11 protein-coding genes, 1 riboswitch and 1 other annotated feature are annotated in these 13,408 nt (G+C 36.9%); of the genes, 9 read left to right on the top strand and 2 right to left on the bottom strand.

The genetic code is table 11. From position 1 onward, the window contains the following. On the bottom strand, positions 1-690 hold a 690-nt coding region (nadE, locus tag CI949_RS10105; protein ID WP_290765941.1), incomplete at its 3' end, for an NAD(+) synthase. A gap of 236 nt (positions 691-926) precedes the next feature. Then, positions 927-2,261, bottom strand: coding sequence for a type I glutamate--ammonia ligase (gene glnA / locus CI949_RS10100; RefSeq protein ID WP_290765939.1), 1,335 nt, complete (start codon positions 2,259-2,261; stop codon positions 927-929). Between the two features lie 243 nt (positions 2,262-2,504). Then, positions 2,505-2,759: a binding site (T-box leader), on the top strand. Between the two features lie 106 nt (positions 2,760-2,865). On the opposite strand from glnA, the gene ilvB reads away from it, so the two are divergent. From ilvB to CI949_RS10055, 9 genes are all read left to right on the top strand, one after another. Beyond that, positions 2,866-4,620 (top strand): biosynthetic-type acetolactate synthase large subunit, encoded by a 1,755-nt coding sequence (gene ilvB / locus CI949_RS10095; RefSeq protein WP_290765937.1) that lies wholly within the window; start codon positions 2,866-2,868, stop codon positions 4,618-4,620. 17 nt (positions 4,621-4,637) lie between these two features. Further along, complete coding sequence (locus CI949_RS10090; protein ID WP_290765935.1) at positions 4,638-5,108, top strand: GNAT family N-acetyltransferase; 471 nt, start codon at positions 4,638-4,640, stop codon at positions 5,106-5,108. Between the two features lie 155 nt (positions 5,109-5,263). Next, positions 5,264-7,159, top strand: a complete 1,896-nt coding sequence (locus CI949_RS10085) for an LTA synthase family protein (RefSeq protein ID WP_290765933.1) — start codon at positions 5,264-5,266, stop codon at positions 7,157-7,159. A 109-nt stretch (positions 7,160-7,268) separates the two neighbouring features. Continuing rightward, entirely contained in the window at positions 7,269-8,648 is a 1,380-nt protein-coding gene (locus tag CI949_RS10080) for a hypothetical protein (protein ID WP_290765931.1), read from the top strand. A 54-nt stretch (positions 8,649-8,702) separates the two neighbouring features. After that, positions 8,703-8,819: riboswitch (FMN riboswitch) on the top strand. A gap of 221 nt (positions 8,820-9,040) precedes the next feature. Further along, entirely contained in the window at positions 9,041-10,189 is a 1,149-nt protein-coding gene (ribD, locus tag CI949_RS10075) for a bifunctional diaminohydroxyphosphoribosylaminopyrimidine deaminase/5-amino-6-(5-phosphoribosylamino)uracil reductase RibD (protein WP_290765929.1), read from the top strand. A 54-nt stretch (positions 10,190-10,243) separates the two neighbouring features. Continuing rightward, entirely contained in the window at positions 10,244-10,897 is a 654-nt protein-coding gene (locus tag CI949_RS10070) for a riboflavin synthase (protein WP_290765927.1), read from the top strand. 65 nt (positions 10,898-10,962) lie between these two features. Continuing rightward, positions 10,963-12,153 carry a bifunctional 3,4-dihydroxy-2-butanone-4-phosphate synthase/GTP cyclohydrolase II gene (locus CI949_RS10065; RefSeq protein WP_290765925.1) on the top strand — a complete coding sequence of 397 codons (1,191 nt, stop codon included), beginning with the start codon at positions 10,963-10,965 and terminating at the stop codon, positions 12,151-12,153. A 55-nt stretch (positions 12,154-12,208) separates the two neighbouring features. Then, complete coding sequence (ribE, locus tag CI949_RS10060; protein WP_290765922.1) at positions 12,209-12,673, top strand: 6,7-dimethyl-8-ribityllumazine synthase; 465 nt, start codon at positions 12,209-12,211, stop codon at positions 12,671-12,673. A 179-nt stretch (positions 12,674-12,852) separates the two neighbouring features. Continuing rightward, entirely contained in the window at positions 12,853-13,371 is a 519-nt protein-coding gene (locus tag CI949_RS10055) for a hypothetical protein (RefSeq protein WP_290765918.1), read from the top strand. Positions 13,372-13,408 lie beyond the last annotated feature (37 nt).

The raw sequence follows: 13,408 nt of genomic DNA, 5'->3' as shown, positions 1-13,408 counted from the left end.
ATCTACCAGGTAATAATCAAGCTCTCTGTAGCTTAAACCAAGTTCATCTTCATCACTCTGACCATCCCAGAGACCGGCAGAAGGTGCTTTGGTAATTATTTTCCGGTCAATCCCCATTTTTCTGGCCAGCCCTCTGACTTCCAGTTTAACCAGGTTTCCCAGAGGAGCAATATCGATTCCCCCATCACCATATTTAGTAAAATAACCGAGTTTGAGCTCGCTGCGATTATCTGTACCAACAACCAGATAATTATTTAGATTTGCATAAAAATAGAGCAGAGTCATTCTTAATTTGGGCTTAATATTGGCCAGGGCAAGCTTAGTCTTACGGTCAGCAGCAGACAAATTTTCTCTATTAATTACCTTTTCTAAGTTAAGTTTGGGATCACTGGCTGCAGCTGTTTTCAAAAGCTGCTGATAGGTCAGGCTGAGATCAATTTCCTGATAGTTAATACCAAATTTTTCAGCATGTTTAACTGCATCAACCCGGTCCTCAGGACTGCTCTGACAGGGCATAATTAAGCCCAGCGTATTATTGGGAAAAGCCTTCTGGCAGAGAAGAGAGGTAACTGAAGAATCAATTCCTCCCGAGAGACCGACTACAGCACCTTTTAAACCTGCTGTTTTAACTTTTTTTCTAATCCATTCCACCAATTTATTTTCAATTTCTTGATAGTTCCTATCTAACAATTTTAACACCTCAATTTTAATATTTTTTCCCTAATAGCTTGAGTTTAAGATAATAAAAGCATTAACCTCCCAGTAAATATTCAACTGGGAGGCCATTAATTATAGGGGAGTCAGTTCTTCTAGCTTCTCATTTCTCAAAAAGTAGAAATTTTATTACTCCAATAGATTATCTTATTTTACTTTACTTTTTTAATAAACAAATTTATTCAGAAACAAGCTTACAGAAATAAACTTTATTAAAATTTGGTTAGATAACTATCCAGTTCCCACTGGCTGACCTGAGTTCTGTATTCATCCCATTCTACTTTTTTAGCTGCCACAAAATGTTCCATTACATGCTCACCTAAAGCGCTTTTTATAACCTCATCTTCTAACAATAAGTTTACAGCGTCATTAATATTTCCGGGCAGACTTTCAATACCAAGTTCATTTTTGCGCTCTAAGGACATTTCATAAATGTTTTCTAAAACTTCTTTTGGAGGCTCAATTTCATTTTTGATTCCATCAAGACCTGCTTTTAACATAACAGCAATTGCCAGATAAGGGTTGGCAGTTGGATCAGGATTTCTCAATTCAACTCTGGTTCCATTACCACGTGCTGCGGGTATTCTGATTAAAGCACTTCTATTAGCACTTGACCAGGAAAGATAGACTGGAGCCTCATAACCTGGAACCAGACGCTTATAGGAGTTGATAGAAGGGTTGGTAATTGCAGCCATTGCCTTAGCATGTTTTAATAAACCGCCAATATAATGATAACCGGTTTTACTCAAACCTAAACGGTCATTTTCATCATAAAATGCATTTTCTCCATCCTTAAATAAAGACTGGTGAACATGCATTCCAGAACCGTTTTCACCAAAAATAGGCTTGGGCATAAAGGTTGCATGCAGTCCGTGCTCGTGAGCTATTGCCTTAGTGACAAATTTAAAGGTTGCGATATTGTCTGCTGTTTTTAAAGCGGGAGCATATTTAAAATCAATTTCATGCTGACCGGGAGCTACTTCGTGATGGGAAGCTTCAACTTCAAAACCCATTTCTTCTAGAGCTAAAACAATACTGCGGCGGGCATTGATTCCTTTATCAATTGGTCCTAAATCAAAATAACCGCCATCATCGTGAGTCTTTGTAGTTGCATCACCATTTTCATCTAACTGAAATAAGAAAAATTCAGGCTCAGGTCCAACATTCATATCATAGCCCATTTCTTCAGCCTCTTTTAACGCTTCTTTTAAAACATTACGGGGTCCACCTGAGAAAGGCTTGCCGTCTGGAGTATAAACATCACAGATTAAACGGGCAACCGCTCCACCTTCTTCCGGACGCCAGGGAAAAATAGTAAAGGTATCATAGTCAGGCCTTAAATACATATCTGACTCCTGAATTCTGGTAAACCCATCAATGGAAGATCCATCAAACATAATTTTATTATCCAGGGCATCCTCCAGCTGCTTGGCTGTGATTGCAACATTTTTTACTATTCCCAGAATATCAGTAAACTGCATTCTGATAAACTTAACATTTTTTTCTTCTGCCATTTTCAAAATATCTTCTTTGCTGTACTTGGACATCATAATCACTCTCCTAATAATTTTCATTTTTTATTTGTTGATTTCAGTATAATTCCTTTTTCTAATTTCGTCAATAGAGCAAAAAAGAGCAAAAAAATAGTCGTCAGAGCTGCTGCAGCAGGATTCTTAACTAAAATTTAAGTAAATGAACAATTTTTAAATACCTGTATACAGATATAATATTCTGGCGACTGATTCTTGACAATTTTCTAACATTAATGTATAATATACAAAATAAATAAGATAAAAGTTGTGAGAGGGAGGAAAGTAATTTCCAGGGATTACAGAGAATCGGGATAGCTGAGAACCGATATCTAAAAAATTATTTTTGTAGCCCTTGAACTGCAGCTTTGAACAGAGTAGGAGCTGCCGGTTTCCTGATTGGAAGTGCATCCGTTATCTAGTGCAGAGGTATTGAGATTTATTAATTCAGTGCTTTAAGTGGCTGTTGAGACAGCAAGTTGGGTGGTACCGCGTGAGAGAACTCTCGTCCCGATTAATAGTTTAGCTATTAGTTGAGATGAGGGTTTTTTTAATTTTTAAAGTTAATTTTAGAGATTATTGCTTAAATTTATTATTTTTATTTTAAAGAGGAGTGAGTAGGATGAGTAGTAAGCAAAATAAGAAGATAACAGGAGCAGAAATTTTTGTAAAGTCACTGGAAGCAGAAGGAGTAGATACTGTATTTGGTTATATTGGCGCCAAGGTAATTGATATTTATGATAAACTTTATGACTCAAAAATCAGACATATTATGCCCCACCATGAGCAGGGAGGAGTCCATGCAGCAGATGGTTATGCCCGCTCCAGCGGAAAGACTGGAGTCTGTATTGCAACTTCCGGTCCGGGTGCTGCCAATATGGTTACTGCCCTGGCAACTGCCAATATGGATTCAGTTCCTCTGGTAGCTTTTACCGGCCAGGTTCCAAATACAATGATTGGTACTGATGGTTTTCAGGAAGCTGATATCAAAGGAATTACAATGCCGATTACTAAAAACAATTATATTGTCAATGAGGTAGATGATCTATCCAGGATAATCAAAGAAGCTTTTCATATTGCTTCTACAGGTCGTCCGGGACCGGTTTTAGTTGATATACCTTCAAATATTTTAAAAGCTGAGGCTGAATTTCATTATCCAGATCAGGTTGATCTTCCCGGCTACAGCCCGACTTATAGAGCCAATAAACTGCAGTTAAAAAGAGCAGCTGATTTGATTAATCAGGCCAAAAAACCGGTAATTTATGCCGGAGGTGGCACAATTATTTCCGGTGCCTATCAGGAGATTAAAAAGCTGGCTGAGAAAGCCGAAATCCCTGTAACTACAACTCTAAATGGGATCGGTATTTTTGATGAAAACTCTTACCTTTCCCTGGGAATGCTCGGGATGCACGGGACAACAGAGGCCAATCTGACAATCTCAAATTCTGACCTGATTATAGCCCTCGGTGCCCGCTTTGATGACCGGGTAACCGGTAAGTTAGAAGATTTTGCTGTTAATGCAGATGTTATCCATATTGACATTGACCCGGCAGAAATTGCTAAAATTGTCAAAACTAAGGTGCCAATTACGGCAGATGTTAAGCTGGCTTTAGAAGAGCTTCTGCCGAGAATCAAAGAGGTCAAAAGGCCTGCCTGGCTTAAGGAAATTGAAGAATGGAAGCAGCTAGATCAGCAGGCTGATCCAGAAAAGGCCGATAAATTACTTCCCTCAGAGATCATTGAAACTTTATATCAGCTGACTGAAGGAGATGCTGTAATCACAGCTGGAGTAGGACAGCACCAGATGTGGGCTGCTCAGTACTACAAATATTCCAAACCCAGAACCTTTATTAGTTCTGGTGGACTGGGAACCATGGGTTATGGATTTCCGGCGGCAATTGGAGCCAAACTGGCTAATCCTGAGCGGGAAGTTTTTGCCCTGGTTGGAGACGGCAGTTTTCAGATGAATATCCAGGAACTGGCAACTGCAGCCAAAAATAAGGTAGCAGTTAAGATTATTCTCTTTAACAATCAGTACCTGGGAATGGTGCGTCAGTGGCAGGAATTATTTTATGATAAAAGGTATTCTGCAACCTGTCTCCGCCGTCAGGCAGACTGTCCTCCTAAATGTTCCGAACCGAATGAGAATTGTCCTGAAATTATACCCGATTTTATTCAGGTAGCAAAGGGCTATGGAATTAAGGGTGAGACAATTACCGAGCGTAAAGATATCAGATCTGCTTTAGAAAATGCTATTAAAGCAGATTCAACCTATATTCTTAACTTTATGATTGAAGAAGAGGAAAATGTATTCCCGATGGTTTCGGCAGGAGGCAGCCTGAAGGAAATGATCTTAAGAAAAGATAATAAAAAATAATTAGGAGGACAATTTAAATGCCAGATATGCTAGTGAAATTATATGATTTAGAGGTTTTAGAAAAGCCACTTCATTCTTTAAAAGATGAGGATGTTCAAATTAGAAGAGCCATTCCACCAGAAAAAAATTATATTTTAAACTGGATCCGTGATAATTTTTCCGAAGTTTGGGTTTCTGAGGCGGATGTGGCAGTGGCTGCCAGCCCCGCTAAAATATTTATCGCAGTTAAAGAGGGAGAACTCTTAGGTTTTGCCTGTTATGATACGACTGCTAAAGGTTTTTTTGGACCGACCGGGGTGGGAGAAAAGGCCCGTAAAAAGGGGATTGGAACTTCACTTTTACTAAAGTCTCTAAAAGCGCTGCGGGAGGACGGCTACCCCTATGCTGTAATTGGAGGCGCTGGCCCTGTAGAGTATTATAAAAAGACCTGTTCTGCTCAGATAATTGAAGGTAGTGAGGAAAGCATTTATAAGGGGATGCTCAAATAAACTTCTCTTTAATTTTTCACAGAAATTTCAAAAATAATTTATTGATAAATATCCCTAAATGGTTTAAGATATAATTAGATGATAATTATTCTCAAAACTTTCTCTGTAATAGTTAAATATCAGGGAAAGTTTTTTGCTTGAGGGGGGGATTAAAAATGTTCAGCAGTCTGCAGTTGAGAAAGCGGGATAAATTCTTTTTTACTCTGCTTTTAATTGGATTTTTAATAAAATATAATTATTTTAACTGGTATATATTTAACGTACCTTCCTTAAGCATTCTGCTTTTAAAAAATGTAATTGTAGTTCTGGCCTTTACATTACTTTACGGTATAGTTTTGAGAAATAAAAAAAGAAAAATTTTCACCCTGGTTATTTATCTGCTTTTTTTCTTATTTTTTATCGCTAATTTATATTATAACCGCTATTTTGGTAATTATCTCAGCCTGACTGATATGATAATGGGTCAGGGAATTCGCCCCTTTAGAGTTCTCACCAGGCAGCTTATCAACTGGTGGCTTGATCTTCTGTTAGTTTTTGACATCCCAATTCTAATCTATTTAACTTATAAAGCTAAGCCAGAAACACCAAAATTAAAAAATTCCCAGTTCAGCCGCAAAAGTCTGCTCAAAAATAATTTTATTTTAGTACTGATCATAATAATTTTATTTTTTAGTCAGCTGCTCTACAGCTACAGTTTATTTCCCGCTGATAATTTTATGGAACTTTTTAACCACAGCACTCCAGCTTTTGTCAATGTTTACGGGATCTTACCGCTTTATCTGGCGGAATACCAGCAGCTTAGAAATAAAAGAGAGCGGGCCAAAGAAAATACCGCCGAGGATTTAGAGGTTGACTTAAGTAAGGTGGAAACAGAAAAAGAGTTGAGTGCTGAAGAAAACATTAAAAACATTAAAAATGTTATTGTAATCCAGCTGGAATCAATGGATGCAAAATTAATAGATTATCAGTATAATGGCAGAGAAGTGACACCCTTTTTAAATCAGCTCAAAGATAAATCTAAATATTTTTCTGATATTTACGCTCACCACATTAATGGCAGCTTTGATGCTGAATTTTCTTTTCTGACTTCACTTTATCCAATCAACCGAAATTATGCTTTTAGAAGTAATGATATGCGGGAATTTAATACAATAGTCAATGTTTTAAGGCAGGACAATTATAACACCTATGCTTTTCACGGCAATAAAGAAGGCTTTTTCTATCGGGACAAAGGTTATTTAGAAATGGGATTTGACCGTTTTTACAGCCGGGAAGATTTTTCAGTTGAAGAGGGAATAGTCGGCGAGGATACCTATCTGGGAATCAATGATTATGACCTCTTTGACCAGTCAGTTGAATATCTTAAAACTGCAGAAGAACCATTTTTCTCAATTTTTATTACTGTCAGCAGCCATACTCCCTTTAATTTTTACCCTGAAGAATATGAAGTTGAGGAATTTGCAGAAATTGAAACTCCAATCGTCAGGGATTATTTTAATTCCATGTATTTTGTTGACAATTCACTGGAAATGTTTTTCGAAAAAATTAAAGAAAGTTCTCTTATGGAGGATACACTATTTGTAATTTATTCTGACCATGTTGCTGATATAAATAAAGAAGAATACAGGTCAGGAGATAATTTTGCAAATCACAGAAATATAAAAGAACCCGAGCATATTCCACTTTTTATTTATCATCAGGATATTGAGCCAGAAGTTATTGCTAAAAGCGGCAGTCATACAGATATTGCTCCTACAATTTTAGATCTAATGGGTTATCCGGAAAAACCGGAAGAATTTTTAGGAGTTTCTCTTTTAAAAGATCTTGAAAATCCACTGCTTTTTCTGCATGAGATACCCCAGATAATTTATAAAGATCAGCTCTACATTAGAGTTCCTGCTGGCCCGGAAGAAGAAATTAAGTTCGAAAAAATTTCCTATAAAAAGAGTACTGGCGACTTAAATATTGAGCTTCCTGAAAACGAAAAAGAACGCTTAAACAATACAATTAATTATATGCAGGAAGTAATGAACAGCTTTTTAAGTGAATAAAGTTAATTCTCCTCAACCTGAAGTTTATGGCTGAGGAGATTTTTATTTACTTGACTTTATGTTATAATATTAATAGAATTTTCATAAAAATAAAAGAAAGGGGCAAATTATGAAAAAATTTCTCAAAAAGGCCTCAATTTATCTCTTATTAATGCTCTTAATTGCGGCAGCAGTATTTTCACTGAATTATTTTTTGGGCCGCAAACTGGCCGGAGATTTAGAAAATGATCTTAAAGAAATTGCAGCAGAAAATAACTATCAGCTGCGTTATTTAAATATTAATTCTAACCCACTTTTAAGAAGGGTGGAGCTTAATACTCTGAGTTTCCAAAATAACAGTGATCAGAGTATTGAACTTAACGGGGCAGAAATAGAATTCAGCTGGCAGCAGATTTTCAATTACCTTAAAGATGGAAAATTTTTAGCTAAAAAAGACATTACAGCAGAAATAGACAAATTTAGTTTTTATGATCTGCAGCAGAATAATCATTTTGACTTTTATAACAGCAGCCTCAGCTATCAGGGGGAGATCAATTCTCAGTCTGTTAAGGAACCACTGCAGCTGATTAAAAATAATCATCGCTTAAATATTGCAAGTGAAGAAGTAATTTATGATTATCCCTTTTATCGAAGTTATGGAATTACTAAAGCTAACTGGGAGCGAATTTCTACTTTTAGAGACTTCGCTTTTAACGCTGATTATCAGAGCCAGAATCAGAAATTAACTGTAAATAATTTTGCTTTAAAAAATGAATTTATTGATTATCAACTTGATTTTGAGACTGTGCTGGAGGAGAGAACAGAAGCAGAAGTGGAAGCAGCAGAGACTTCTAAAACAGAATCTGAGCCTGAAGAAATGGCAGAAGAAATGGAAACAGCACTGGCAGAAATTGTTCTTTACAGCCGCCAAAATCAAAAACTGATTTTAAAAGAGCTGCAGAGTAATTATCAACTTGCTCTAAATGGTGAGTTAATAAATCTCTCTGGAAATGAGCTGTTTAATCAATTTTCCTTTGCCGAATTAAATCTCGATTCTGATTTTGCGATGTATTTAGATTCGGAAAAAAAGAATTACCAAATTCAGAAATTTGATCTTAATTTCGATCTAAGTGATTTTCAGCTTGTCCTGAAAGAAAATTTAAGTCAGGAAGTAAATCAGAGCAGTTTCGGTATTTTAGCTCAAAATGGTGAATTTGAACTCAATATTGATTCTTTAAATTATCTGCAGCAGTTTAACCATCCGAAGGGCAGAAGCGAATTAGATTTAATTTCAAACTTAATTGATGCCCGGCTGAATGCAGAATTCAATTATAGTGAAGAGGTACCTTATATCAGCAGCTCACTACTTAAATTTAAAGCTAAAAATCAGTCTGTAGAACAGCTCCTTTTATTTGCTCAACTTCTAAATGGTGATAATTTTGAGCAGGATGAAGAGGGATATTATCAGCTGGAGCTCTGGGGAAGACTGGATAATTTAAACTTTGAGTAAAATTTAACTTTACAATTCAAGCTTAAAATGCTAAAATATAACTAGAAAATTGAATATAACTAACGAGGATGGGTGAAATTCCCTACCGGTGGTAATAGTCCACAAGTCCATTTTGGATTGATCTGATGAAATGCAGAACCGACAGTAAAGTCTGGAAGGGAGTTAGATTTTAAATTTATTAATCTAATTTATTTTGTATATTTATGGCAGAATAAGTGAATTTTTTAGCTGTTGATAGATTTAAATAAAAAATGACTATTAAAGTCCTTCCAGTGATGGAGGGGCTTTTTCTATTTTAATACTATAAAAGATTTTAAAAATATTTTTGAATATCTGGGAAAGAAAAACTATCAAATAAAGAGTGATAATCTCAGAAGTACTGGAGGTATAAGATGCAGAATTTTTCAATTGATGATCAAAAGTATATGGCCCGGGCTTTAAATCTTGCCCGCAGAGGTGCAGGAAGTACTTCCCCAAATCCTATGGTGGGAGCGGTTGTGGTTAAAGACGGAGAAATTATTGGTGAGGGTTATCACCAGCAGTATGGAGGGCCTCATGCAGAAGTCTTCGCACTCGAGGCTGCAGGAGAAGCTGCCCGCGGTGCTGATATTTATGTTACACTTGAACCCTGCAGTCATTATGGCAAAACTCCACCCTGTGCTCAAAAAGTTATTGATTCCGGGATTAAAAGAGCAGTGATTGCTATGGTTGATCCGAACCCTGAGGTTGCTGGCAGAGGAATTGAAATGCTGAAAGAAGCGGGGATAGAAGTTGAAGTCGGACTTTTTCAGGAAAAAGCTGAAGTTTTAAATGAAAGCTTTTTGAAATATATTCAGAGTGAATATCCCTTTGTCTATTTAAAAAAGGCTCAGACCCTGGATGGATATATAGCCACCAGCACTGGCGATTCTAAATGGATTACCAACTCCAGAGCCAGACTGGAAGGTCATAAATTAAGACACCGGGTTGATGCAATTATGGTTGGGATTGGTACAGTGCTGGCTGATGATCCCTCGCTAACTGCCAGACTGGAAGCTGAAAGTGGAATCGATCCTTTAAGAATTATTCTGGATCCTCTGCTTGATATTCCGCTGGATGCTAAAATTATCAATCAGCAGTCAGAGGCCGAAACTCTGATTATCTGTGCCGATGATTTTCCTCCTGCCAGGGCGGCAGCAATCCACGCCAAAAAGAAAAAATTAATGGAAAAAGAGCAGGTTCAGCTTCTGAGTTTTAAAGCTGAAAATGATGGTTATTTTCAGCTCAGAGAAATTTTAAAAAGCCTGCATCAGCGTAAAATAAGCAGTCTCCTGGTTGAAGGAGGAGCGAGATTAAGTCATACATTTCTGCAGGAAGATCTGGTCGATAAATTTTATTATTTTATTGCTCCTAAAATTTATGGAGGCAGTGACGGTATAGCTTCTTTCTGCGGCAGCGGTCCCAAAATGATGTCAGCTGCAGTTGAACTAAAAATTACTGAACAGAAAAATCTGGGAGATAATATTCTATTAATTGGAGAAAGGAAAAATACTCAAAGCTGAGTTTAGTTTATAAATATGCCACTGAACTGTGGACTGAACTGGGAGGTGAATTTATTGTTTACCGGTATAATACAGGAAAAAGGGAAATTTTTGCGCAAATTTAAAGGCAGCAGCAAATATCAGCTGGAAATTAAGGCTGAGAAAGTTCTAAATGAAGTAAAAAAAGGAGACAGCATCGCAGTCAATGGGGTCTGTCTGACAGTAGTTGATTTTGGCAGTGATTATTTTAGGGCGGATGTGATGCCTGAGACTTTAAAAGCTACCAACTTAGGTGATTTAGAGCGGGGATCAGTTGTTAATTTAGAGCAGTCTCTGCGGCCAGATGACTTTATTGGCGGTCATTTTGTCACCGGACATGTTGACAGCACAGCACCTGTTAGGTCAATTAAAAGTGAAAATAATGCTAAAATTATAGAACTGGAAGTTGATCAGGAGACAGAAAAATTTATTGTTCACAAAGGCTCGGTTGCCTTAAATGGAGTCAGCCTGACAGTGATGGGAATTACAGACGGTATTTTAAAGATTTCACTGATTCCAGAAAGCTGGGCAGAAACAAATCTTTCCGAACTTGCTGCTGGAGATTTGGTTAATATTGAGACTGATATGCTGGGCAAATATGTTTATAAGATGCTCGGGAATAAGACCAGTCAAGCGAGAGCTGAGACAGAGATGTCGAAAGAGTTTTTAGCTGAAAATGGTTTTGTATAACCAAAATATTTAAAAATATTTTTTTGAAAAGTTAAAGTAAGTATTTGTCCGAAAGGAGAATTTAAATGGATAAAATAGAAGCTGCAGTAGAAGATATTAAAGCAGGAAAAATGGTAGTAGTTGTTGATGATGAAGATCGAGAAAATGAAGGTGATCTTTTAATGGCTGCTGAAAAAGTAGATAAAGAGGCCATTAATTTTATGATCAAGGAGGCAAGAGGGCTGGTCTGTACACCAATGGAAAGTGAGGCAATTTCAGGCCTTGATTTACCGTTAATGGTTGATGAAAACACAGAAACTCACGGAACAGCTTTTACAGTTTCTGTTGACCATAAAGAGGTTACAACCGGTATCTCTGCCCAGGAGAGGGCACTTACCATTCAAAAACTGGTCGATCCTAATTCCAAAGCCGGTGATTTTATGCGCCCCGGCCATGTATTTCCGCTGGTTGCTAAAAAAGGTGGAGTTTTAAGAAGAGCCGGTCATACAGAGGCCGCTGTTGATTTAGCCAGACTGGCTGGTTTAAAGCCTGCAGGAGTTATCTGTGAGATAATTAAAGAAGATGGGGAAATGGGGCGCCTACCTTATCTGAAAGAATTTGCAGAAAAACATGATTTGAAATTAATTTCAATTGAAGATTTAATCAAGTACAGAAAAGAAAAGGATAAGCTGATTGAGCTGGCAGCAGAAGCAGAACTGCCGTCTGATTTCGGTGATTTTAAAATTAAGGTTTTTACAACTAAAGTTGATGATAAAGAGCACATTGCAATTATCAAAGGTGATGTAGAAAATAAAGAAGATGTACTGGTTCGGGTTCACTCCCAGTGTATTACTGGAGATATTTTTGGCTCCAAAAGATGTGACTGTGGTGAGCAGCTGGCAGCAGCGCTGCAGCAAATTGAAGATGAGGGCCGAGGAGTTGTACTCTATATGCGGCAGGAAGGCCGCGGTATAGGGCTTGTCAACAAAATTAAGGCCTACCAGCTGCAGGATCAGGGAATGGACACCGTGGAAGCCAATGTGGCTCTCGGTTTTGATCCTGATTTAAGAGATTATGGAATTGGAGCTCAGATTCTTTCAGAAATTGGACTGACAACAATCCGCCTGCTGACAAATAATCCAACCAAAATTGTCGGACTCGAAGGTTACGGCCTCAGGGTGACTGAAAGAGTTCCAATCGAAATTGACCCAAATCAGGAAAATGAGTTTTACCTCAAAGTTAAAAAAGATAAAATGGGCCACCTGCTCGATCTATAAAACTTATTTGAACCGGGTACAAAATAAATTATTCACAAAAAGGAGAATGATAAAAATGAAGACAATCGAAGGAAAACTGAATGCACAGGGAATGAAGACAGCAATTGTAGTTGGGCGTTTTAATGAATTTATTTCCGGTAAATTACTGGAAGGTGCAGTTGATGCCTTAAAAAGACATGGAATGGATGAGACAGATATTGATGTTGTCTGGGTGCCGGGAGCATTTGAGATTCCGCTGACTGCAAAGAAACTGGCAGTTAAAGAAGAATATGACGGTGTAATTGCCCTGGGTGCAGTTATTAGAGGAGAAACTCCTCATTTTGATTATGTATCAGCAGAGGTTTCAAAAGGGGTTGCTAAAGCAGGTCTGGATACTGAAAAGCCGGTTATTTTCGGGGTTCTGACAACAGATACAATAGAACAGGCTATTTCTAGAGCTGGGACAAAGTCCGGGAATAAAGGCTATGATGCTGCTGTTTCTCTGATTGAAATGGTTAACCTTTTTCAGGAACTTGAATAAAAATACCATTAAAAAAATCTCTAATTATAAATCCTCTTCAGTAAATTTTTAGATTTTCTGAGGAGGATTTTTTCAATCGCTTTAATTTACCTCTTAAATTAAGGTTGTTTTTAATTGATTTAAAGCATAAAATTAGGTATACTATTAATTAACTAATACTAATACTGAAGGCAGGTCAAATGATGACAACACAATCTTTGAATAATTTTTTAAAGGATGAAATTAAGAAAATTAAAATTAGTGATTATATAAACAATAAAATTCTAATTTCATTTAACATTTTCTATATTTTTTCTGCAGTTTTTTTGATACTCAGTAATTCAGCAAATTTAAGCAGTCTAAAATTTTCATCGGCAACAATTAGAGGAATAATTGTTCAGCTGCAGATTATTTTACTGCTTTCCCTGACAATCAAATATGCTCTAAAAGGCTTTGTTTCAGCTTTAATACTGAATGTGTTCTCAATCTTTTCAGTACTGACATTAATGATCGTTGGCAGTTCTATCTCATTTTTACCGGCTTTAATTGCTTATTTAACAGTCCTAATAATTCTGTATTTAATTTTTGTTTACCAGCAGGAAATAAGCTTAAAAATTAACCAGCTGAAAAAGGAAAAGAAAAAATTACATTACATGGCTTATTATGATAATCTAACAGAAATAGCCAATAGGGTAACGTCAAGTATTTTGTGTAAATAAATTAATATCTTTCTTCAAATAGTTGAATTAGTTTTTC

The organism is Halanaerobium sp., from assembly GCF_003070835.1.
The sequence above is the reverse complement of the archived record's forward strand: the minus strand, read 5'-3'. Positions and strand labels throughout refer to the sequence as shown.

What these genes read in the sequence shown, in the direction of transcription:
- glnA (WP_290765939.1), bottom strand. Translation starts at nt 2,261, where the DNA reads ATGTCCAAGTACAGCAAAGAAGATATTTTGAAAATGGCAGAAGAAAAA.
- ilvB (WP_290765937.1), top strand. Translation starts at nt 2,866, where the DNA reads ATGAGTAGTAAGCAAAATAAGAAGATAACAGGAGCAGAAATTTTTGTA.
- CI949_RS10090 (WP_290765935.1), top strand. Translation starts at nt 4,638, where the DNA reads ATGCCAGATATGCTAGTGAAATTATATGATTTAGAGGTTTTAGAAAAG.
- CI949_RS10085 (WP_290765933.1), top strand. Translation starts at nt 5,264, where the DNA reads ATGTTCAGCAGTCTGCAGTTGAGAAAGCGGGATAAATTCTTTTTTACT.
- CI949_RS10080 (WP_290765931.1), top strand. Translation starts at nt 7,269, where the DNA reads ATGAAAAAATTTCTCAAAAAGGCCTCAATTTATCTCTTATTAATGCTC.
- ribD (WP_290765929.1), top strand. Translation starts at nt 9,041, where the DNA reads ATGCAGAATTTTTCAATTGATGATCAAAAGTATATGGCCCGGGCTTTA.
- CI949_RS10065 (WP_290765925.1), top strand. Translation starts at nt 10,963, where the DNA reads ATGGATAAAATAGAAGCTGCAGTAGAAGATATTAAAGCAGGAAAAATG.
- ribE (WP_290765922.1), top strand. Translation starts at nt 12,209, where the DNA reads ATGAAGACAATCGAAGGAAAACTGAATGCACAGGGAATGAAGACAGCA.
- CI949_RS10055 (WP_290765918.1), top strand. Translation starts at nt 12,853, where the DNA reads ATGATGACAACACAATCTTTGAATAATTTTTTAAAGGATGAAATTAAG.